This is a genomic window from Mesorhizobium hunchu (genome assembly GCF_040081975.1).
GTDB lineage: Bacteria > Pseudomonadota > Alphaproteobacteria > Rhizobiales > Rhizobiaceae > Mesorhizobium > Mesorhizobium hunchu.
Window position 1 is genome coordinate 247,493 of the sequence record NZ_JBEBMG010000004.1, and the last position, 19,609, is coordinate 267,101.

At 65.7% G+C, this 19,609-nt stretch carries 20 protein-coding genes; 4 read left to right on the plus strand and 16 right to left on the minus strand.

Translation table 11 applies throughout. The features are described 5' to 3' along the window. The first annotated feature begins 3 nt into the window (after positions 1–3). The 4 genes from ABMA46_RS09715 to pssA all read left to right on the plus strand — a co-directional run bounded on the left by ABMA46_RS09715 (position 4) and on the right by pssA (position 3,982). Positions 4–1,890, plus strand: a complete 1,887-nt coding sequence (locus ABMA46_RS09715) for an ABCB family ABC transporter ATP-binding protein/permease (protein WP_348999133.1) — start codon at positions 4–6, stop codon at positions 1,888–1,890. Positions 1,891–1,987: 97 nt separating this feature from the next. Beyond that, complete coding sequence (locus ABMA46_RS09720) at positions 1,988–2,359, plus strand: YciI family protein (RefSeq protein ID WP_348999134.1); 372 nt, start codon at positions 1,988–1,990, stop codon at positions 2,357–2,359. A gap of 40 nt (positions 2,360–2,399) precedes the next feature. Continuing rightward, positions 2,400–3,149 (plus strand): phosphatidylserine decarboxylase, encoded by a 750-nt coding sequence (locus ABMA46_RS09725; protein ID WP_348999287.1) that lies wholly within the window; start codon positions 2,400–2,402, stop codon positions 3,147–3,149. Positions 3,150–3,151: 2 nt separating this feature from the next. Then, positions 3,152–3,982, plus strand: coding sequence for a CDP-diacylglycerol--serine O-phosphatidyltransferase (gene pssA / locus ABMA46_RS09730; RefSeq protein WP_348999135.1), 831 nt, complete (start codon positions 3,152–3,154; stop codon positions 3,980–3,982). Between the two features lie 31 nt (positions 3,983–4,013). Here pssA and ABMA46_RS09735 read toward each other — a convergent pair whose 3' ends face one another. The 16 genes from ABMA46_RS09735 to rpsF all read right to left on the minus strand — a co-directional run bounded on the left by ABMA46_RS09735 (position 4,014) and on the right by rpsF (position 19,336). Beyond that, complete coding sequence (locus ABMA46_RS09735) at positions 4,014–6,239, minus strand: AMP-binding protein (protein WP_348999136.1); 2,226 nt, start codon at positions 6,237–6,239, stop codon at positions 4,014–4,016. 294 nt (positions 6,240–6,533) lie between these two features. After that, on the minus strand, positions 6,534–7,436 hold the full coding sequence (locus ABMA46_RS09740) for a DMT family transporter (protein ID WP_425475721.1): 903 nt from the start codon (positions 7,434–7,436) through the stop codon (positions 6,534–6,536). A gap of 153 nt (positions 7,437–7,589) precedes the next feature. Beyond that, on the minus strand, positions 7,590–7,826 hold the full coding sequence (locus tag ABMA46_RS09745; RefSeq protein WP_348999138.1) for a hypothetical protein: 237 nt from the start codon (positions 7,824–7,826) through the stop codon (positions 7,590–7,592). A gap of 104 nt (positions 7,827–7,930) precedes the next feature. Further along, positions 7,931–8,695, minus strand: a complete 765-nt coding sequence (locus ABMA46_RS09750) for an SDR family NAD(P)-dependent oxidoreductase (protein ID WP_348999139.1) — start codon at positions 8,693–8,695, stop codon at positions 7,931–7,933. A gap of 42 nt (positions 8,696–8,737) precedes the next feature. Beyond that, entirely contained in the window at positions 8,738–10,222 is a 1,485-nt protein-coding gene (gene purF, locus ABMA46_RS09755) for an amidophosphoribosyltransferase (RefSeq protein ID WP_348999140.1), read from the minus strand. A gap of 93 nt (positions 10,223–10,315) precedes the next feature. Then, positions 10,316–10,993 carry a CvpA family protein gene (locus tag ABMA46_RS09760; RefSeq protein ID WP_348999141.1) on the minus strand — a complete coding sequence of 226 codons (678 nt, stop codon included), beginning with the start codon at positions 10,991–10,993 and terminating at the stop codon, positions 10,316–10,318. 36 nt (positions 10,994–11,029) lie between these two features. Then, complete coding sequence (radA, locus tag ABMA46_RS09765) at positions 11,030–12,445, minus strand: DNA repair protein RadA (protein WP_348999142.1); 1,416 nt, start codon at positions 12,443–12,445, stop codon at positions 11,030–11,032. Continuing rightward, positions 12,445–12,894 carry a hypothetical protein gene (locus tag ABMA46_RS09770; protein WP_348999143.1) on the minus strand — a complete coding sequence of 150 codons (450 nt, stop codon included), beginning with the start codon at positions 12,892–12,894 and terminating at the stop codon, positions 12,445–12,447. Before ABMA46_RS09770 ends, radA begins: the two co-directional genes overlap by 1 nt. Further along, complete coding sequence (locus ABMA46_RS09775) at positions 12,891–13,148, minus strand: type II toxin-antitoxin system Phd/YefM family antitoxin (protein ID WP_348999144.1); 258 nt, start codon at positions 13,146–13,148, stop codon at positions 12,891–12,893. Before ABMA46_RS09775 ends, ABMA46_RS09770 begins: the two co-directional genes overlap by 4 nt. A 65-nt stretch (positions 13,149–13,213) precedes the next feature. Continuing rightward, positions 13,214–14,707 carry a replicative DNA helicase gene (locus tag ABMA46_RS09780; RefSeq protein ID WP_348999145.1) on the minus strand — a complete coding sequence of 498 codons (1,494 nt, stop codon included), beginning with the start codon at positions 14,705–14,707 and terminating at the stop codon, positions 13,214–13,216. 189 nt (positions 14,708–14,896) lie between these two features. Beyond that, positions 14,897–15,877, minus strand: coding sequence for a small ribosomal subunit Rsm22 family protein (locus ABMA46_RS09785; RefSeq protein ID WP_348999146.1), 981 nt, complete (start codon positions 15,875–15,877; stop codon positions 14,897–14,899). A 3-nt stretch (positions 15,878–15,880) separates the two neighbouring features. Continuing rightward, on the minus strand, positions 15,881–16,204 hold the full coding sequence (locus ABMA46_RS09790; RefSeq protein ID WP_348999147.1) for a YnfA family protein: 324 nt from the start codon (positions 16,202–16,204) through the stop codon (positions 15,881–15,883). 104 nt (positions 16,205–16,308) lie between these two features. After that, entirely contained in the window at positions 16,309–17,637 is a 1,329-nt protein-coding gene (locus ABMA46_RS09795; protein WP_348999148.1) for a cyclopropane fatty acid synthase, read from the minus strand. A gap of 207 nt (positions 17,638–17,844) precedes the next feature. Beyond that, the gene (gene rplI, locus ABMA46_RS09800) at positions 17,845–18,426 is read right to left on the minus strand and encodes a 50S ribosomal protein L9 (RefSeq protein WP_348999149.1); all 582 of its coding nucleotides are present in this window, start codon (positions 18,424–18,426) and stop codon (positions 17,845–17,847) included. Positions 18,427–18,623: 197 nt separating this feature from the next. Beyond that, positions 18,624–18,872 carry a 30S ribosomal protein S18 gene (gene rpsR, locus ABMA46_RS09805; RefSeq protein WP_006203718.1) on the minus strand — a complete coding sequence of 83 codons (249 nt, stop codon included), beginning with the start codon at positions 18,870–18,872 and terminating at the stop codon, positions 18,624–18,626. Beyond that, on the minus strand, positions 18,872–19,336 hold the full coding sequence (gene rpsF / locus ABMA46_RS09810) for a 30S ribosomal protein S6 (RefSeq protein ID WP_348999150.1): 465 nt from the start codon (positions 19,334–19,336) through the stop codon (positions 18,872–18,874). Before rpsF ends, rpsR begins: the two co-directional genes overlap by 1 nt. Positions 19,337–19,609 lie beyond the last annotated feature (273 nt).

Here is a 19,609-nt window from a genome sequence, read left to right on the forward strand (position 1 = left end):
CCAGTGGCCGACAAAACCGTTTCCGCAGAATCCGGCACGTTCAAGACGCTGCGCAATCTGTGGCCCTATATGTATCCGGCGGACCGGCCGGACCTGCGCTGGCGCGTCACCTGGGCGACGCTGCTTCTGGTGGTGGCCAAGGTCGTGTTGGTCATCGGACCCTATTTCTTCAAATGGGCCACCAACGCGCTGGCCGGCGAAGGGCACGAGCCGCCGATGCTGCCGGCTTTCCTCAGCGGCGCAATCGCCCTCGTCATCGCCTACAATGTGCTCCGACTGACGCAGCTCGGCTTCAACCAGCTGCGCGACGCGCTGTTCGCGCGCGTTGGCCAGCACGCCGTGCGCCAGCTTGCCTACCGCACCTTCGTGCATATGCACGAACTGTCGCTGCGCTTCCATCTCGAGCGCCGCACCGGCGGCCTGTCGCGCATCATCGAGCGCGGCACCAAGGGCATCGAGACCATCGTGCGCTTCATCATGCTCAACACCGCGCCGACCGTACTCGAATTCGCGCTGACGGCCGGCATATTCGCCTTCACCTACGGCTGGCGCTACGTGGCGGTGGTGGCGCTGACGGTGGCCGTCTATGTCTGGTTCACCGTCAAGGCGAGCGACTGGCGCATCTCGATCCGCCGCGACATGAACGACAGCGACACCGACGCCAACACCAAGGCGATCGATTCGCTGCTCAATTTCGAGACGGTCAAATATTTCGGCAACGAGGCGATGGAGGCCGAGCGTTTCGACCGCGCGATGGCGCGCTACGAGGTGTCCGCCACCCGCATCTGGACCTCGCTCGGCTGGCTGAACTTCGGTCAGGGCGCGATTTTCGGCCTCGGCACGGCGATCGTCATGTGCATGTCCGCCTGGGAGGTCATGCACGGCACCCAGACGGTGGGCGACTTCGTCTTCATCAACGCCATGCTGATCCAGCTTTCAGTGCCGCTCAACTTCATCGGCTTCATCTATCGCGAGATCCGGCAGGGACTGACCGACATCGAGCAGATGTTCGACCTGCTTGACGTGCGGCAGGAGGTCACCGACAGGCCGGGCGCGCAGCCGCTCAAGATCGGCGCCGGCCGCGTCGAGTTCCGTGACGTGCATTTCGCCTACGATCCTAACCGCCAGATCCTGAAGGGCATTTCCTTCGACGTACCCGCCGGCAGGACGGTTGCCATTGTCGGACCCTCGGGCGCCGGCAAGTCGACCATCTCGCGCCTTCTGTTCCGCTTCTACGACGTACAGTCGGGCGCGGTGCTGATCGATGGGCAGGACGTGCGCAACGTGACGCAGGCCAGCCTGCGCGCGGCGATCGGCATGGTGCCGCAGGACACGGTGCTGTTCAACGACACGATTGCCTACAACATCCGCTATGGCCGGCCGGACGCCACGGAGGAAGACGTGGAGCGCGCCGCCGAACTGGCGCAGATCGGCCCCTTTATCGAAACCTTGCCCGAAGGCTACGATGCCATGGTCGGCGAGCGCGGGCTGAAACTTTCCGGCGGCGAGAAGCAGCGCGTGGCGATCGCGCGCACCATCCTCAAGGCGCCGCCGATCCTCATCCTCGACGAGGCGACCTCGGCGCTGGACAGCCACACCGAGCAGGAGATCCAGGCGGCCCTCGACCTGGTCAGCCGCGGCCGCACCACCATCGTCATCGCCCACCGCCTGTCCACGGTGATCTCCGCAGACGAGATCATCGTGCTGAAGGACGGTCTGATCGCGGAACGGGGCACCCACGCGACGCTGTTGAAGGAGCACGGCCTCTACGCGTCCATGTGGGACCGCCAGCGCGAGGCGACGGAAGCCGAGGAGCGGCTGCGTATCGCCCGCGAGAGCGACGAACTGGGTGTCGTCGTGCGTCGGCGGACGTCGGAAGTGGCGGACTGAAGGGTCGGCCGGTTCTGTCAGGATGCCAGCCTCCCGGCTGGCTTTTGTCGCCGTCATTGCCGATAGTGGCGCTTCCGCAACTTCGTGAGCCGCGCCCATGTTCTACGCCATACTTGCCTATCACGCCGACGACGCCTTCGAACCGTGGACGCCCGAGCAGGATGCGGCGCTCATGAAGGACCTCCTTGCCGTTCATGGCAAGCTGGTCGCCGACGGCGCGATGGGACCGGCGGCAAGGCTGACAGCTACAGCGGATGCCCGGACCTTGAGGGGACCGGGCGAGGGGACGGTCGTCGACGGTCCCTTCGCGGAGACGAAGGAGCAGTTGCTGGGACTCTACGTCGTGGATTGCGCGGACCATGACGAGGCGGTCGAGATCGCGCGCAAATTGCGCGCCGTCAATCCCACCGCCGTCTACGAGACCCGGCCGATCGCTCTCTACGTCCCCGGCGCGCCGTTGAAGTCGTGAATGACGCCGGGTTCCGACCTCCCGCTTTGGTGCGTTGCGGCTGGCAGGCGTTTCGGCTAGAGAGGCCGGACCCGAAACGGAGCCGGCTCCGATGAATCTCGTCGACACCGTCAGGAACGCGTTCGTCCCCATCCACCGCGCGGGTTATCCCTTCATCGCGGGGTTTGCGGCGGCCACGCTCGTCCTCGGCTATTTCTCCTCCACCCTGTTCTGGATCGGCCTGATCCTGACGGCGTGGTGTGCCTATTTCTTCCGCGACCCCGAGCGCGTGACGCCGGTGGACGATCGTCTCGTCATCAGCCCCGCTGACGGCGTGGTGTCTTCGGTCGGCCCGGCAGTGCCGCCGCGCGAGCTCGGCATGGGCGCGGGCGAGATGATCCGCATCTCGGTCTTCATGAATGTCTTTTCCTGCCACATCAACCGCGCCCCGGTGCGCGGCCGCATCGATCGCATCGAGCACCGGCCGGGCAGCTTCCTGAACGCCGAGTTGGACAAGGCGAGCGTCGAGAACGAGCGCAACGGCCTTGTCGTCGATAGCCCCAACGGCCCCATCGCCGTCGTCCAGGTGGCTGGCCTGGTGGCGCGGCGCATCCTGTGCTGGGCGGAGGCAGGCGGCACGCTGGCCATCGGCGAGCGTTTCGGCCTGATCCGCTTCGGCTCGCGGGTCGATGTCTATCTGCCGGCCTCGGCCATGCCGCGCGTGGCCGTCGGCCAGACGGCGGTCGGCGGCGAGACGGTCATCGCTGAATTCGGCGGTCCGAACGCGGCGCCGCTCGTGCGGGTTTCCTGAGCGTGGGCGCACCGTTCAAGAAATTCGAGCCGCACGGCCAGGGTGGGCCGCGCATCCGCGAGATTCCGCTCAGGCTGATGTTTCCCAACCTGGTGACGGTGCTGGCGATCTGCGCCGGCCTGTCGGGCATCCGTTTCGGCTTCGAGGGACGCTTCGAGACGGCTGTCGTCATGGTGCTTCTTGCGGCCTTCCTCGACGGCATCGACGGGCGGCTGGCGCGCCTGCTCAAGGCCACGTCGAAATTCGGCGCGCAGATGGATTCGCTCGCCGACATCGTCAATTTCGGCGTCGCGCCGGCGCTGGTGCTCTATGCATATCTGCTCGATCGCGTCGGCTCGCCCGGCTGGATCGCCACGCTGCTGTTCGTCATCGCCTGCGGCATGCGGCTGGCGCGCTTCAACGTGCTGGACGAGCAGAAGGACAGGCCGGCCTGGCAGTTTGAATATTTCGTCGGCGTTCCCGCGCCGGCCGGCGCGGTGTTGGTCATGCTGCCGCTCTACCTGTCGTTTCTGGGGCTGCACCCGACAAGGGCCGTCGCCTATGCCGGCGTCGCCTTCACCGTGCTTGTGGCTTTCCTGCTGGTCTCGCGCCTGCCGGTCTATTCCGGCAAGAGCGCCAAGATACCGGGCGACCGCGTGCTGCCGGTCATCCTGGCCGTCGTGCTCTATTTCCTGCTGCTGGTGAGCTATCCCTGGTACACGCTGACCGCATCGGTCGCCGCCTATCTGGTTTTCCTGCCCTTCTCGGTGATCGCCTATTCCAAGCGCGCCCGCAAGGAGGGCGAGGCGCTGCTGCCGCCCGATGTGGACGAAGGAACGGCCGGCAGGGATTAGCCGAGGCCTGTTTCCCGGCTATCTGACGGCGTCAGGCCGCGGCGCTGGCGCCCAGCCGCTCCATCGCCATCCGACGCGCCGCCACGTAATCCGTCTTGCCGGAACCCAGCGCCGGTATCTCCGGCACCTTGACGATGTCGCCCGGCACCATGAGTTCGGCCGCTCCATGCGCCTTGCCGTATTGGCGCAATTGCTCGGCGTCGGCATCGCCGGCGGTCGTCACCAGCACGATGCGCTCGCCGCGCCGCTTGTCCGGTACGGACACGACTGCATGCCGATCCTCGGGCCACAGCGCCTGCACCATCATCTCGACAGCGCCCAGCGAAACCATCTCTCCAGCGATCTTGGCGAAGCGCTTGGCGCGGCCGCGGATCGTCAGGAAGCCCTCGCGATCGACCGAAACGATGTCGCCGGTGTCGTGCCAGCCGTCCAGCGGCTGCAACTCGCCCGGACGGTCGGCACTCATCGTGCCCATCATCATGTTCGGACCGGCAAGCCAGAGCCGGCCGCCGTCGGCAATGCCTTCGACCGGCTCCAGCCTGAGACGGATGCCGGGCAGCAGGCGCCCCACCGTTCCCTCCCGACCGTGCGTGGCCGTGTTGACGGCGACCACGGGCGCCGCCTCGGTCAGGCCGAAGCCTTCCACGATCTCGGCCTGGAAACGCTCGCGGTAGGCCTTGCGCGTTTCCGGCTTCACGGCTTCCGCACCGGCGACGATGAAGCGTAGCGAGGAGAAGTCGCCGTCCTTGGCCGTGCGTGCATAATTCGCCAGGAAAGTGTCCGTGCCGAACATCACGGTCGGCCGCACCCGGCGCGCCACGTCGGGAATGAGCTTGTAATGGAGCGGCGAGGGATAGAGGAACAGCCGGATTCCGGTGACCAGCGGCAGGATGGTGCCGCCGGTCAGCCCGAACGAATGGAACACCGGCAGCACGTTGAACAGCACGTCCTGCGCCGAGATGCTGATGCGCGCTTCCGCCTGCATGGCGTTGGCGAGCAGGTTGCGGCTCGACAGCACCACCGCCTTGGGCGTGCCTTCCGATCCCGAGGTGAACAGGATGACGGCCGGCTTGGCCGCATCCTGCCGTTGCAGCGGGCGCCGCCACAGCAGGGCCGCCGAAAGCTTTTGGGCCAGCGTCGCCTGCGCCTTCAAGTCCTCCAGCCACACGAAATTGGCGCCGCCGGCCTCCGCCGCCTGCACGATATCGTCCAGCCCGGCTTTCTCGATGAAGGCGCGGGAGGACACCACTGTCCGGATCGCCGCGGTGCGGACAGCGGAGGTGACGTTGGCGGGACCGGAGGTGTAGTTGACCATCGCCGCCACCCGGCCGGCGGACAGCAGACCAAGCAGCGTCAGCACCACCGCGTTGGCGTTCGGAAGCAGTACGCCGACCGCTTCGCCGCGCTGGGTGGAGAGCATCAGCCGGCTTCCCATCACCCGCGCGCCGGTCATCAACTCGCGATAGGTGAGCTTGCCCGAAACCACGTCTTCGACGGCTGCGAAGGAGGCGCCCACGCGGTCCGCGGTGTCCCGCACGGCCAGAAAAAGGCTGCGGTCGAAATTCGTGCCGGCGAGCCGCGCCTCGGCGACGCGGTCGAACAGCGCGTTGCTGGCGCTGCCGGGCGTATCGCCGTTGAGGGCGACGAGTTGCTCGACCGTGAGCGGATCGAGCGCGCTGATACGAAACCGGGGGAACCAGCGGCGAGGTGCCTTGTCGGCGGGGGTCAGCGAAAAGGGCGATATGCGCGCCCCGGAAACGAAGACTGGGACGACCCGCGCCCCGGCCTGCGTGGCGATCCGCGTCACGGCGCGATAGAGGCGGAACGACTTGACGTCCGGCTCCACCTCGTCGGGCAGATAGACGGCGAGGCGGCCTCGCCCTTTCAGGACACGTACCAGCCGCCGGCTGACGAAAACGTGCTCGGCGTTGAAGGCGATGGTGCGCGCAAGCTCGCGCCACGGTTCCAGCCAAATGGATCGGGCCGACGCCTCGTCCAGTATATGCAGCGTGTCCGCCGGCAGCAGCGACAGCATCAGCGCCGGTTCCAGCCGCGACTGGTGGACGATCGCATAGATGACCGGCGCATCGGCGCCGCGCGCGATCTTCACGCGCGAATCGGAGATTCGATAGAGAAGCTTGAGCGGTGCGTAGAGCAGGGCCTGATGCAGACCGAGGCCGAGGCGGACCTTCGACGCCAGCGCGGCCAGCAGCCACACGCCGGCCAGGCACGCAAGCAGGGTTAGCGTCAGGGTCATGCCGCATCACTCCCCGTATTCGTTTCGTCGCGTCTCTTGCCGGCCGCCTGAAGGCGAAACCTAGACGATGATTTTGCGGCGTCAATCGCATGGCGCCGAAAAGCGTGACCACCCGCCTGCATCCGGGCAAAGAAAAATCCGACCTTTCGGTCGGACGGGCGGGCAAAGAAAAAGCCGACCTTTCGGTCGGCTGGGAGGGAGACGGGTCGAGGGGTTTGGGGGGACTTGGGGAAGACCCGTCGCACAGGAAACGCGCGGGATCGAGGATGGTTCCGCGGCGGCCCAAAAATAATTTCAGGCTTTCTGCGCAGCGAATCGATCTTGCCGACGCGCTTTATGCCAGTCGTGGCCGGCATGGGCGAAAACGGCCGCCAGCACCACCGCGCCGCCTGCGAAGCTCATGCCGGGAGGCAGCTCGGTCAGGAACAGCCAGCCGAACAGGACGGCGAACGGCACTTCGGCGGAACCCAGCAGGCCGGCCTCGGCGGCGGGGATGCGACGCGCGCCTTCCGTCCACAGCACGGAGGCGAGCGCGAAGGAAGCGCCGAACGCTGCCAGCAGCCATACGTCGTGGCCGGACACGGCGAGCGGCCGGGTGACGAACCAGCCGAGGACGAACAGGATCAGCCCCGACACGGCGCCCGCCCATACCACGGGCGTATCGCGGAATTTGCGGATCATGACCATGTAGAGGGCGCTGCCGAAGGTCATCAGCAGCGCCAGCGCATCGCCGAGCGGCTGGCCGGTGCCGAGACCGGAAAAGACGATCATGCCCACGCCCGTCAGTGAAAGCACTGCGGCGGCAAGCGTCTTCGTCCTTGCCCGTTCGCCGGCGATCAGCCATCCGAGCAGCGCGGCGATGAACGGCGCGGTCGCGTAGATGACGGCGACATTGGCGACATAGGTGTTCTTGAAGGCGGCGATGAAGGCGATGCTGGCCAGCGCCCCGGTCGTCGCCATCAGCCAGCCGCGCCAGCCGAGACGCAAAGGTTGCCGGGTTCGCGCACGGCGCCTCTGCCATGCCACGTAGACGGCGATCAGCAGGCCGCCGACCAGTCCGCGCCAGGTGGTGATGGTGAGCGGATCGGCATGGATCGACTTGGTGAGCACCCCGGCAAGGCCGAACACGGCTGCCGAGGCGATGACGAGGCCTATGCCGAGCGCCCGTTCGGTCTCGACCGTGCCGCTGACAGCCATGTATGCCTCCGACATTGCCGCATGATCCTAACAGCCTGCTCCTGCCAGCCTGTTGGCAGGAGTGGAGACGATCCGGAAAGCCGGGCGGTGCAAACATTGCCGCGCCCGCCGTCAAAAAGCGCGCGGACGGCTTCGACTCGCCCTTTTCGAAGCTTACTGCTGCGGGGCGGGCGCGTTCGGGTCCTCGCCCTCGTCGTCGCCCATGTCGGCATAAGGCGAGGCACTCGGGATGCAGGACACCGACCAGCCGTTCGGCATCGGCTGCTTCTGATATTCGGTGACCGCGGAGGCGCACTGCTCGCGCGTGTCGAACGTGCTGGGCAGCACCACCATGCCGCCCTGCGGGCCGGCGACGACGAGATACCAGACGAGCGCGATGGTCGAAGACATGAGCGTTTCCTCAAAGGCAGGATGGGAGAGTCGCACGAGACTCTATCAAGTCCGGCGGTTCGGCGGAAGCGCCGTTGCGCGATCTGCGCGAACGCGTCGCGGCGTCAGGCGGGCTGCTGGTAGGATACCCAGCGGTCGTGCTTGGCCTGATAGATCTGGCCGGTGCGGGTCAGTGCCGGGCTTGCCATCGGCAGGATGCGCGCGGCGATCTCGGAGGGATGCGGCAGCGTATCGGGGTCTTCGCCCGGAACCGCCTGGGCGCGCATGGCCGTGCGCGTGGCGCCTGGGTCGGCTGCATTGACGCGCAGCGGATAGTTCTTCGTCTCGTCCGCCCAGGACCGCGTCATCGTCTCGATCGCCGCCTTGGAAGCCGCATAGGGCGACCAGAAGGCGCGCGCCGAATGCGCGGCATTCGAGGAGAGCACGATGGCGCGCCCCGCGTCGGACAACCTGAGCAGCGGGTCGACGGAGCGGATCAGCCGCCAGGTCGAGGTGACGTTGATGGTCATCACCTTTTCGAAGGTTTTCGCCTCGACATGGCCGATAGGCGAGATGACGCCAAGCACGCCGGCATTGGCGACGAGGATGTCGAGCTTGCCCCAGCGCTCGTGAATGGCGCCGCCGAGCCGGTCGATGCCCTCCATATCGGCCAGGTCGAGCGGCACGAGGGTAGCTTCGCCCTTGCCGGAACGCCTGTTCTCGGCCTTGATCTCGTCGTCCAGTTCCTCCAGCCCGCCGACGGTGCGCGCGACCGCGATGACATGCGCCCCCGCCGCCGCCATCTGCTTGGCGATGAAGTAGCCGATGCCGCGCGAGGCGCCGGTGACGACCGCGAGGCGGCCGGTGAGGTCGGGAATGGGATCAGGCATGGATGGATAACTGCTGATTTTTCCTGATTCGTCCTTCGAGCATCAGGATCCGCCCACCGCCAGCAGCGAGAGCGTACGCACATTGTCGGAATGCTCGAAATCGGCCAGCCGGGTCGGATATTCCGCGGTGAAGCAGGCGTCGCAGAATTGCGGGGTCTCGTTGTCGCGGCCCGCTTCGCCGACGGCGCGGTAGAGGCCGTCGATGGACAGGAAGCCGAGCGAATCGACTCGGATGAACTCCGCCATCTCCTCGACCGACATGCGCGATGCCAGCAGCTTCGACTTCTCCGGTGTGTCGACGCCGTAGAAGCAGGACGCGCGCGTCGGCGGCGAGGCGATGCGCATGTGCACTTCCTTTGCGCCGGCGTCGCGCACCATCTGCACGATCTTCTGGCTGGTGGTGCCGCGCACGATCGAATCGTCGACCAGCACGACGCGCTTGCCCTCGATCATGCGGCGGTTGGCGTTGTGCTTTAGCCTGACGCCCATGTGGCGGATCGAATCGCCCGGCGAAATGAAGGTGCGCCCGACATAGTGGTTGCGGATGATGCCGAGTTCGAACGGGATGCCGGCTTCCTGAGAAAAGCCGATTGCCGCCGGCGTGCCGGAATCGGGAACCGGCACGACGATGTCCGCCTCGCACGGGCTTTCCCGTGCCAGCTCGGCACCGATGCCCTTGCGGACGTCGTAGACGTTGCGGCCCTCCACCGACGAATCGGGGCGGGCGAAATAAACGTATTCGAAGATGCAGAAGCGATTCTTCTGCGGCTCGAAGGGAAAGATGCTCTCGATGCCCTTCGAGGTGACCACGACCATCTCGCCGGGCTTGATGTCGCGCACGAAGCGGGCGCCGATGATGTCGAGCGCGCAGGTCTCGGAAGCCAGGATCCAGGCGCCGTCGAGGTCGCCCAGGACCAACGGGCGGATGCCGAGCGGATCGCGGCAGCCGATCATTTTCTTCGACGACATCGCCACCAGCGAGAATGCGCCCTCGACCTGGCGGACCGCGTCGATGAAGCGGGCGTTGAGGTCGCGCTCCTTCGACATGGCAACCAGATGGAGAATGGTTTCGGTGTCCGACGTGGACGAAAAGATCGCACCTTGCTTCTGCAGCGTGCGCTGGACGGTCATGGCGTTGGTGAGGTTGCCGTTGTGCGCGACCGCGAAGCCGCCGTCGGCGAGTTCGGCGAAGAAGGGCTGGATGTTGCGCAGGCCGGCGCCGCCGGTGGTGGCGTAGCGCGTGTGGCCGATGGCGCGGTTGCCGGGCAGCCGATCAAGCACCGCCTGCTTGGTGAAGGTATCGCCGATCAGGCCGACATGGCGCTCGACGTGAAATTGCGTTCCGTCATAGGAGACGATGCCGGCCGCCTCCTGGCCGCGATGCTGCAGGGCATGCAGGCCGAGCGTGACGATGGCCGCTGCATCCTGACGCCCGAAGATGCCGAACACGCCGCATTCGTCGTGGAAGTGGTCGTCCGCTTCGGCGGAAAGCACGTCGCCCGGAGAAACGTCAGGTGCGTCTGCCATGGCTCTTGAGCCCCATATCCGCTAAAACCGCCATATAGAGCGCAAGCGGCCGGAACGCAACGCGCCCGGCGCTTTAATGCACATCACGGTCGATCAATTTGCCGGCTGCGTGTCGGCCGGGGCGGAATCGTCCGGTCCGTCGGCTGGCGGGGAGGCCTGGTCGCCGTCCGCCGGAGCGCCGTCGGTCCCGCCGTCGGGCAGGGCCTGGTCGCCATCGGCGGCAGGCGGTGTCGCGGCATCCGGTTCCGGCGTCGCCGGCTGGTCCGGGTTGAGCTTCTTCAGGATGGAGTTCTCCGGGTCTTCCGGCAGAACGCTCTCGATATAGCCGCCGATCTGCTCTAGCAGCGGCCGTGACTTGGCCTCGGTGATCCAGGCGGGGGCCTTGTCGCCGGCCAGCCAGTTGAAGAACATCAGGCCGACGGCCACGACGAGGATGCCGCGCGCGGCGCCGTAGAGGAAGCCGAGGGTCCGGTCCAGCGCGCCGACCCGCGAATCGATGATCCAGTCCGCGATCTTCATGGTGATGACGGAAACGACGATCAGCGCGATGATGAAGACGATCGCGGCTGCCGCGCCCATGGCGATCTTCGGATTGTCGATATAGGGCTGCACGTAAGGCAGCACCGGCTTGTAGAAGAAGAAGGCGGCGGCCGCCGCCGCGATCCAGGAAATGATGGAGAGGACTTCGCGCGACAGGCCGCGCACCATCGCCAGCATCGCCGAAACAAGGGTGAAGCCGACGAGAATTCCGTCAAGCAGCGTAATCGGCATGTCCCCGGTCCCCTCGGCTGTTTTTCCTTGGCCGCATCAGTCTTCATCCGGGACGCGGCTGCGGCGGGAGCCGGCGATGCGCGCCACCAGATCGCCAAGCTCGGTCGGCTGGAAGGCGCCGGCCCCGATCCCCCCGGCGATCTCCTCGCTTCCCTTCGGGCCGCCGAACGGCAGCACCGCGCTTGAAAAGCCCAGCTTTTCGGCCTCCTTGAGGCGCTGTTGCGCATGCGCAACCGGCCTGACGGCGCCCGATAGGCTGATTTCGCCGAAATAGACGCAATCGGCCGGAAGGGCAAGACCGGTGAGCGACGAAACCAGCGCCGCCGCCACCGCGAGGTCGGCCGCCGGCTCCGAGATGCGGTAGCCGCCGGCGACGTTGAGATAGACGTCGTGCTGGCCGAAGCGTACGCCGCAATGCGCTTCCAGAACGGCCAGGATCATGGCGAGGCGCTGACCGTCCCAGCCGACCACGGCACGGCGCGGCGTGCCGAGCGAGGACGGGGCGACAAGCGCCTGTATTTCCACGAGAACCGGGCGCGTGCCCTCCATGCCGGCGAACACCGCCGCCCCCGGCGACGCGGCATGCCGCTCGCCAAGGAAAAGCTCGGACGGATTCGGCACCTCGCGCAGGCCCTTGTCCGACATCTCGAACACGCCGATCTCGTCGGTCGGGCCGAAGCGGTTCTTGACCGTGCGCAGGATGCGGAAATGGTGATTGCCCTCGCCCTCGAAATAGAGGACGGCGTCCACCATGTGCTCGACCACGCGCGGTCCGGCGATCTGCCCTTCCTTGGTGACGTGGCCGACCAGCACCACCGCCGCGCCTGTGGATTTCGCGTAGCGGATCAGCGCCTGCGCCGCTGCGCGCACCTGCGTCACCGTGCCGGGCGCCGAATCGGCGAGGTCCGTCCACAGCGTCTGGATCGAATCGAGGATGACGAGGTCGGGTCGCCGGCCATCGGCGATGGTGGCGAGGATGTCCTCGACATTGGTCTCGGCCGCCAGTTCGACTGGAGATGCGGCAGCACCAAGTCTTTGCGCGCGCAGCCTGATCTGCGCCACCGCTTCCTCGCCCGAGACATAGACGATGCGGTGACCTTGCCTGGCCAGCGCGGCGGCCGCCTGCGTCAGCAGCGTCGATTTGCCGATGCCGGGGTCGCCGCCGACCAGCAGGGCTGAGCCACGGACAAAACCGCCACCGGTGGCGCGGTCGAGTTCGCCGATGCCTGAGACGATGCGCGGCGCGTCCTCGATATCGCCGTCAAGCGATGTCAGCGCCACCGCGCGCCCCTTGCGAGGGCTCTTCAGCGCTTGTGGCCCCGAGCCGATGCCGCCGGCCGTGCCTTCCTCCACCAGCGTGTTCCACTCGCCGCAGGCCTCGCACTTGCCGGCCCAGCGCGAAGAGACATTGCCGCAGGCCTGGCAGACGAACTGTGTGCGGGATTTGGCCATTATGACGATCTTTGAACCAGACGCGCGCGCCGCTCGCGCAAGGCAGCGACAAAACGGTCACGAATCTGGTGAAAGAGCGAATCGGGCAGCAATCCATAGACGACCGTCGTCAGGTCGCCGTTGACCGCCGGCCGCAGGTCGGGGCCTGGCCAGCCGAACAGATTCGCTTCCGAGAGAACGATCCAGAATTGATCGTCGTCCAGATTCAGGCGTCGCTTGGTGTCATGCGGAATTTCCAGCGCCAGATCGCCGCTTGACGGCGGCGTTTGCGTTATCGGCAGCACCACGACCTGACGCTTCGCGTCATCGTCAATCAAGCTCAATACAACCGCGCAAGGCCGATCTTTCCTGCCTTCCTCGCGGCCGGCCAGATGCTCCGAGCGCCAGAGATAGCTGTAGCGAACGACAAGACCGGGAACGGGTGCTGGAAACGACGAAGTCGACTTCACCGATCAAGCTCGTGATCGAACTGCTTCGCTTCCTCCGGGGGCTCCGCCTTTGCGATCGCCTCGATCATCTCTTCGGTGAAATCATCGAGCCCCAACACCTGCCGGTCGCGCCGCTTCAGCCGGTTATATTCCTCCGTCGAAATCATTACCGTCCGCTCGCGTCCGTTGCGGGTCACGGCGACGGGCTGCGTCAGCGCCAGGTCCTGATAGCGGCCGATATTGCGCTGGAATTCCGCTGCGCCCACCTTGATCATCGGATGCTCTCCCTGCATTTCATGCACATTCCATATAGTGCATGAAGTGCGGATTTGCCAGCGGTCTACTCGAACCGCTCAGGTAGGTGGCTGTCCTCGGCGAGGTCGAAGAAGCGGGTGAACTCGCCCTGGAAGCCCATCGGCACTGTGCCGGTCGGGCCGTGGCGCTGCTTGCCGATGATGACTTCGGCCTTGCCCTGCACGTCGCGCATCTTCTCTTCCCAGGTCAGATGCTCGGGCGAGCCGCGGTCCGGCTCCTTGTTCTTGAGATAATATTCGTCTCGATAGACGAAGATGACCACGTCGGCGTCCTGCTCGATGGAGCCCGATTCGCGCAGGTCCGAAAGCTGCGGCCGCTTGTCGTCGCGGCTTTCCACCTGGCGCGAGAGCTGCGACAGCGCAATGATCGGCACGGCCAGTTCCTTGGCCAGCGCCTTGAGGCCGGTGGTGATCTCGGTGATTTCCTGCACGCGGTTCTCGCTACCGCGCTTTCCCGAACCGGTCATGAGCTGGATATAGTCGATGATGATGAGGTCGAGGCCGCGCTGACGCTTGAGGCGGCGCGCGCGCGCCGAAAGCTGCGCAATGGAGATGCCGCCCGTCTGGTCGATGAAGAGCGGCCGTTTGTGGTTTTCCTGCGTGTAGGCGACGAGCTTGTTGAAGTCCGCCTCGTTCAGGTCGCCGCGCCGGATCTTGGAGGAGGGAATTTCCGTCTGCTCGGAAATGATGCGGGTGGCGAGCTGCTCCGACGACATTTCCAGCGAGAAGAAGCCGACGACGCCGCCGTTCGCCGCCTTGAAGGAACCGTCCGCCTGCTGCGCCGGCACGTAGGCCGCCGCCACGTTGTAGGCGATGTTGGTAGCGAGCGAGGTCTTGCCCATGCCCGGGCGCCCGGCAAGCACGATCAGGTCGGACGATTGCAGGCCGCCCATGCGCCGGTCCAGGTCCTGGAAGCCGGTCGAGATGCCCGAAAGCCCGCCGTCGCGCTGGTAGGCGGCGCTCGCCATGTCCACGGCGGTCTTGATCGCGTCGGAGAACGCCTCGAAGCCGCCGTCGTAGCGGCCGGTCTCGGCCAGCTCGAACAGGCGCCGCTCGGCGTCCTCGATCTGCTCGGACGGCGCCATGTCCACCGGCGCATCGTAGGCGATATTGACCATGTCCTCGCCCACGGTGATGAGCGCGCGCCGAGTGGCGAGGTCGTAGATGGCGCGGCCATAGTCGTTGGCGTTGATGACGGTGACCGCCTCGGCCGCCAGCCGGGCGAGATATTGCGTCACCGTCATGTCGCCAACCTTGTCGTCGGCCGGCAGGAAGGTCTTGATGGTCACCGGGTTGGCCATCTTGCCCATGCGGATCAGTTCCGCCGAGACCTCGAAGATCTTGCGGTGCAGCGGCTCGTAGAAATGGGCCGACTTGAGGAAGTCCGAAACGCGGTAGAAGGCGTCGTTGTTGACCAGGATGGCGCCCAGCAACGCCTGTTCCGCCTCGATATTGTTCGGTGCCTCGCGATAGAGCGGCGTTTCCGCCGCCGCGCCGAATTTTCTAGCCGCCTCTGCCATGTCGTCCCCGATTCCAGTCCATTCACGGGTACCAGAACAGCGCCGGCTTCGCGTTGACCTGAATGCATCAACGACGATTCAAACGACGTGATTCACAGGCAGGACGGAATCGTCCACAGGACTATATTCCGTCGTCCCGAATCCCATTGACTCCAAAGAACGGCGACCCTAGCAGGGCGTCGGAACATATCAAGAACAATTTATCCGGATGGTGTCGCCCCAGTCCACCCTGCGCGCCGCGCGGAAGGTTTCGCCGTCGCGCTTGGTCAGCATTCGCTCGGCCAGGCTTTTGTCGGGCCGGCATAGTTTCAGCGTGACCTTGCCGGATCCCGTCCTCGGCGGCGCGAGCACACGCGCTGCGCTCGCCTGGGCCGGCGGATGGCGCGAGGCGGCCAGATAGATGAATTTCTCATCCTCCCACGGCACGTCGGCGTCCTTGCTCAGGCGATGCAGGCGCGAGCGGGCGACGCGCCGGGAAAAATGGCACCAGTCGGGCGCGGCGAGCGGGCAGGGGGCGTGATGCGGGCAGGGCGCGAGAAGATGCGCGCCGGCGGCGGTAAGCTGCGCGCGCACGTCGAGGATACGCCGCCAGCCGGTGGGTGTGCCAGGCTCTACGACCAGCAGCGTGTCGCCGGTCGCCGCCCACAGGCGGTCGACGAGTTTGACGATCGCTGCCGGGGCCAGTTCGTCCAGGACATAGGTCAGCGTCACCAGATCGGCGGGGCTGGCATCCGACAGACCGAGCGTCGCGTCGCCCGCCAGCCATGCCGTGCGTGCGGCGATACCGCCGGCGGCGAGCCGTTCGCCCATGGCGCGCGCGCTGGCGCTCGCCTCCAGCATGGTCGCCGCCTCGAGGCCGGGCCAGGCATCCGCCACGGCCCAGAGCACCGTACCCGGACCCGACCCGACGTCGAGCAGGGTGCGTGGCGAAAAATCCGGCTGCGCCTCAGCCAATTGGTCGAGGCTTGCGCGCACGGCAGCATAGGTCGCCGGCAGCCTTGCGGCCAGGTACGCCTTGACCGCGATCTCGTCGGCCATGTGCAGCCGTCCGTCGCGGGTTTCTGCGCGATAACGGTTCGAGAGCGTCCGCGCCGCCTGTCTGAGCGTCGCCAGCGGTGTGTTCTCGAGGACGTCGTCGACGCCCTGCCTGAGCGCTGCCGGCAGTTCCATCGGTCAGGCTCCGCGCGGCGCGAAAAGGATGACAGACGCCCCGCACACGCACAGCACCGCGCCCGCCATATCCCAGCGGTCGGGGCGAACGCCCTCGGCGAGCCACAGCCACGCCAGCGACGCCGCGATGTAGATGCCGCCATAAGCCGCATAGGTACGTCCGGCCGCGTCGGCCGGCGTCAAGGCCAGTAGCCAGGCGAAGATCACGAGCGACAGGGTACCGGGCACCAGCCACAACACGGTCCTGTCCAGCCGCCACCAGGCCCAGAACGAGAAGCAGCCGGCGATCTCCGCGCCGGCGGCGGCGATATAGAGGAAGTAGGTCATGACAGCCCGTGCGCAATGGATCTTTTCTGATCCGTCGGCGGGCGCAAGGCAAGGGCCTCGCGGTTGATCCCGCAAGGCCGCTCGCTCTCGGTGACGGTCAACCGTCAGTCCTTGCCGGTCACCTTCTTGCGACGCGCCGGCCTGGCGGTCGGCTTGTCGCTGCTCGATGCGGGCTCCGGCTTGCTGATGGGACGGTCCGGCTGATGCCCCATCTCGTGCATCTCCAGCGCCTTCTCGCACTTGCCGATATAGTCGCGCGTCATCGGCAGCACGTCGTTGCGGCGTGTGAGCTGGATCTGGAAATTGACCAGGTCCTGCCAGCGGAACGAGGCTTCGGAGCCGGCGAGATAGAAATCCCACATCCGGCAGAAGCGTTCGTCGTAGATCTCCTTGACCTTGTCGCGCTTGGCCAGGAAGCGCTGGCGCCATGCCTTCAGCGTCTCGGCATAGTGCAGGCGTAGGATTTCCACGTCCGTCACCATCAGGCCGGATTTCTCGATATGCGGCATGACCTCCGAAAGCGCAGGAATGTAGCCGCCCGGGAAGATGTGCTTGCGGATGAAGGCGTTGGTGGTGGTCGGCGGGCCGACGCGGCCGATCGTGTGCAGCAGCATCACGCCGTCGGGCTTGAGCAACTGCGCGCATTTGTCGAAATATGTCTTGTAGTGGTTGACGCCGACATGCTCGAACATGCCGACCGACACGATGCGGTCGAAGCGCTCGGTGAGGTCGCGATAATCGCGCAGCTCGAAATGCACGTGCCGGTCGAGTCCCTCGGCATGCGCCCGGTCGGTGGAGACCTGGTGCTGCTCGGTCGACAGCGTGACGCCGAGCACGTCCGCCTCGAACGTCTTGGCGATGTAGAGGCCGAGCCCGCCCCAGCCTGAACCGATGTCGAGCACGGTCTGGCCCGGCTTGATCCTGAGCTTGGACGCGATGTGCCGCTTCTTGGCAAGCTGCGCCTCCTCAAGCGTCATGTCGGGGCGCTCGTAATAGGCGCAGGAATACTGCATGTCGTCGTCGAGGAAGAGCTTGTAGAGCTCGCCGGACAGATCGTAGTGCCGCTCGACGTTGCGCTTCGAGCGCCGTTCGGTGTTCCATTGCTGCAACGGTCGCGCCTTGAGCCGGAGCGAATTGACCATCTTGCCCCAGGTCGAATCGATCCAGGAAATGCCGAGGTTCCGGTAGACGAGGTGCAGGAAGGAAAGCACGTCGCCTTCGACGAAATCGAGTTCCTGCTCCATGTAGGCTTCCGGGATGGCCAGCGACGGATGCAGGGTGATAGCGCGCTCCGCGTGGCGCGTGTGGATCACCATATGCACCTTGTCGCCGCTCCCGTCACCGAAGTGGCGGGTCGTGCCGCTCGGGCCGGTGATCGAGAGATTGCCGACACGGACGATGCGTTCGACGATGCGTTGGAGGAAGATATTCATGACGATGCCCTCGGGAATAATGCACTATGGCAGCCCCGCTGCCACAATCTTGCCTCAAAACCCCAGGGCTTGAAAAGTTCCCAAGTCACAAAAAAACCCGGGCAGTCCGCCCGGGTTTTTGGTCCAGATGTTCAGGAATGAACGAAGATGGCTTCCGCAATCGGCAATCGGAAACTCGATTGCCGCCTGCCGACCTGCCGACTCCCGTTATTCCTCGCTTTCCCCTTCGAACTCCTCGTTCGGGTCGAAGAAGGTGTCGGGGCGCGCGTTGTCGTTGATGTCCTCGCCGTAGATGGCCTCGGCGGTGGTCAGCGTCTCGCCCTGGGCCTGGCGTTCCGCCTCGTCGGCCGAGCGAGCGATGTTCAGCGTCACGGTGACCTCGACTTCCGGATGCAGCGCGATGGCGACGTTGGTCAGGCCGATCGTCTTGATCGGATGGTTGAGCTCGACCTGGTTGCGCGCGACCGAGAAGCCCTCGGCGGTCAGGAGATCGGCGATATCGCGGGTCGACACCGAGCCGTAAAGCTGGCCGGTCTCGCCGGCCGAGCGCACGACGATGAAAGACTTGCCGTCGAGCTGGTCGGCGACCTGCTGGGCCTCGCTCTTGCGCTCGAGGTTGCGGGCCTCGAGCTGGGCGCGCTGGCCTTCGAACTTCTTGGTGTTGGCGTCGTTGGCGCGCAGCGCCTTGCCCTTCGGCAGCAGGAAGTTGCGGGCGTAGCCGTCCTTGACCTTGACGGTGTCTCCCATCTGGCCGAGGCGGGAAATGCGTTCGAGAAGAATGACTTCCATCTTTGTCTCCATGTTCGCCGTAAGCGGCGGATGTTTGCGGGACAAGCAGGACGGAAGGGCGCGTAACGCCGGTTTCGCTGTCCTGCCGATCTGGCAGTTAGAGGGGCGTTTGCCGCCTCAACTCGGATTTCGGTTGTTCCGACCGGGCCGAACCCGGAAGGAAGGAACGGGCGGAGTGCCGCCCGCTCCGTAGGCTTTTAGCGAACCACGTAGGGCAGCAGGCCGAGGAAGCGGGCGCGCTTGATCGCCTTGGCGAGCTCGCGCTGCTTCTTCTGGCTGACGGCGGTGATGCGCGACGGCACGATCTTGCCGCGCTCGGAAATATAGCGCTGCAGGAGACGCACGTCTTTGTAGTCGATCTTCGGGGCGTTGGCGCCGGAGAACGGGCAGGTCTTGCGGCGGCGATGGAAAGGACGCCGGGTCGGGATCTGGTTGATGTCGACCATTATTCTGCGCTCCCTTCAACGCTGCGCTGCGGACGCGGGCCGCGGTCTCCGCGATCGCCCCTGTCTCCACGGTCTCCGCGATCACGGTCGCCGAACGAGCGCGGGCCACGGTCGCCGAAACCACCGCGGTCGGAGCGCTCTTCGCGCTTCTGCATCATGGCCGAGACGCCGTCCTCGTGCTTGTCCACCTTGATGGTGAGGAAGCGCAGCACGTCTTCCGACAGGCCCATCTGACGCTCCATCTCGTCGAGCGCGGCCGGCGGGCAGGTCAGATCCATCAGCGTGTAATACGCCTTGCGGTTCTTCTTGATCCGGTAGGTGAGGGACTTCAGTCCCCAGTTCTCGACCCGGCCGATCGAGCCGCCGCCCTCGGTGACGATACCCTTGAAACGCTCAACGAGTTCGTCGACCTGCTGCTGCGACAGATCCTGCCGGGCAAGGAACACATGTTCGTAAAGAGCCATTTGTCTTTGCCTTTCTTCGTTTCTCTCCCGGTTCCCGGCGGCTAAAGCCTCTGCAACTTCTCTGATCCTCCGAAGGCTTTTGGCCTTCTCGGGAGAAGAAAGGAGCACGACGAGACGGTCGAGAGCGGAGACACGGGAGGCGGACGCCTTATGGCGCCGCGACGAAAGCTTGTTTTCAGGGAAAACGGCCCTCGGCCCTCCGTTCAGCCCCCAGCTGGGACCGGCAGATTGCGGGTGCCTATACAGGAAAGCGGGCGGAATGCAAGCCCGCAG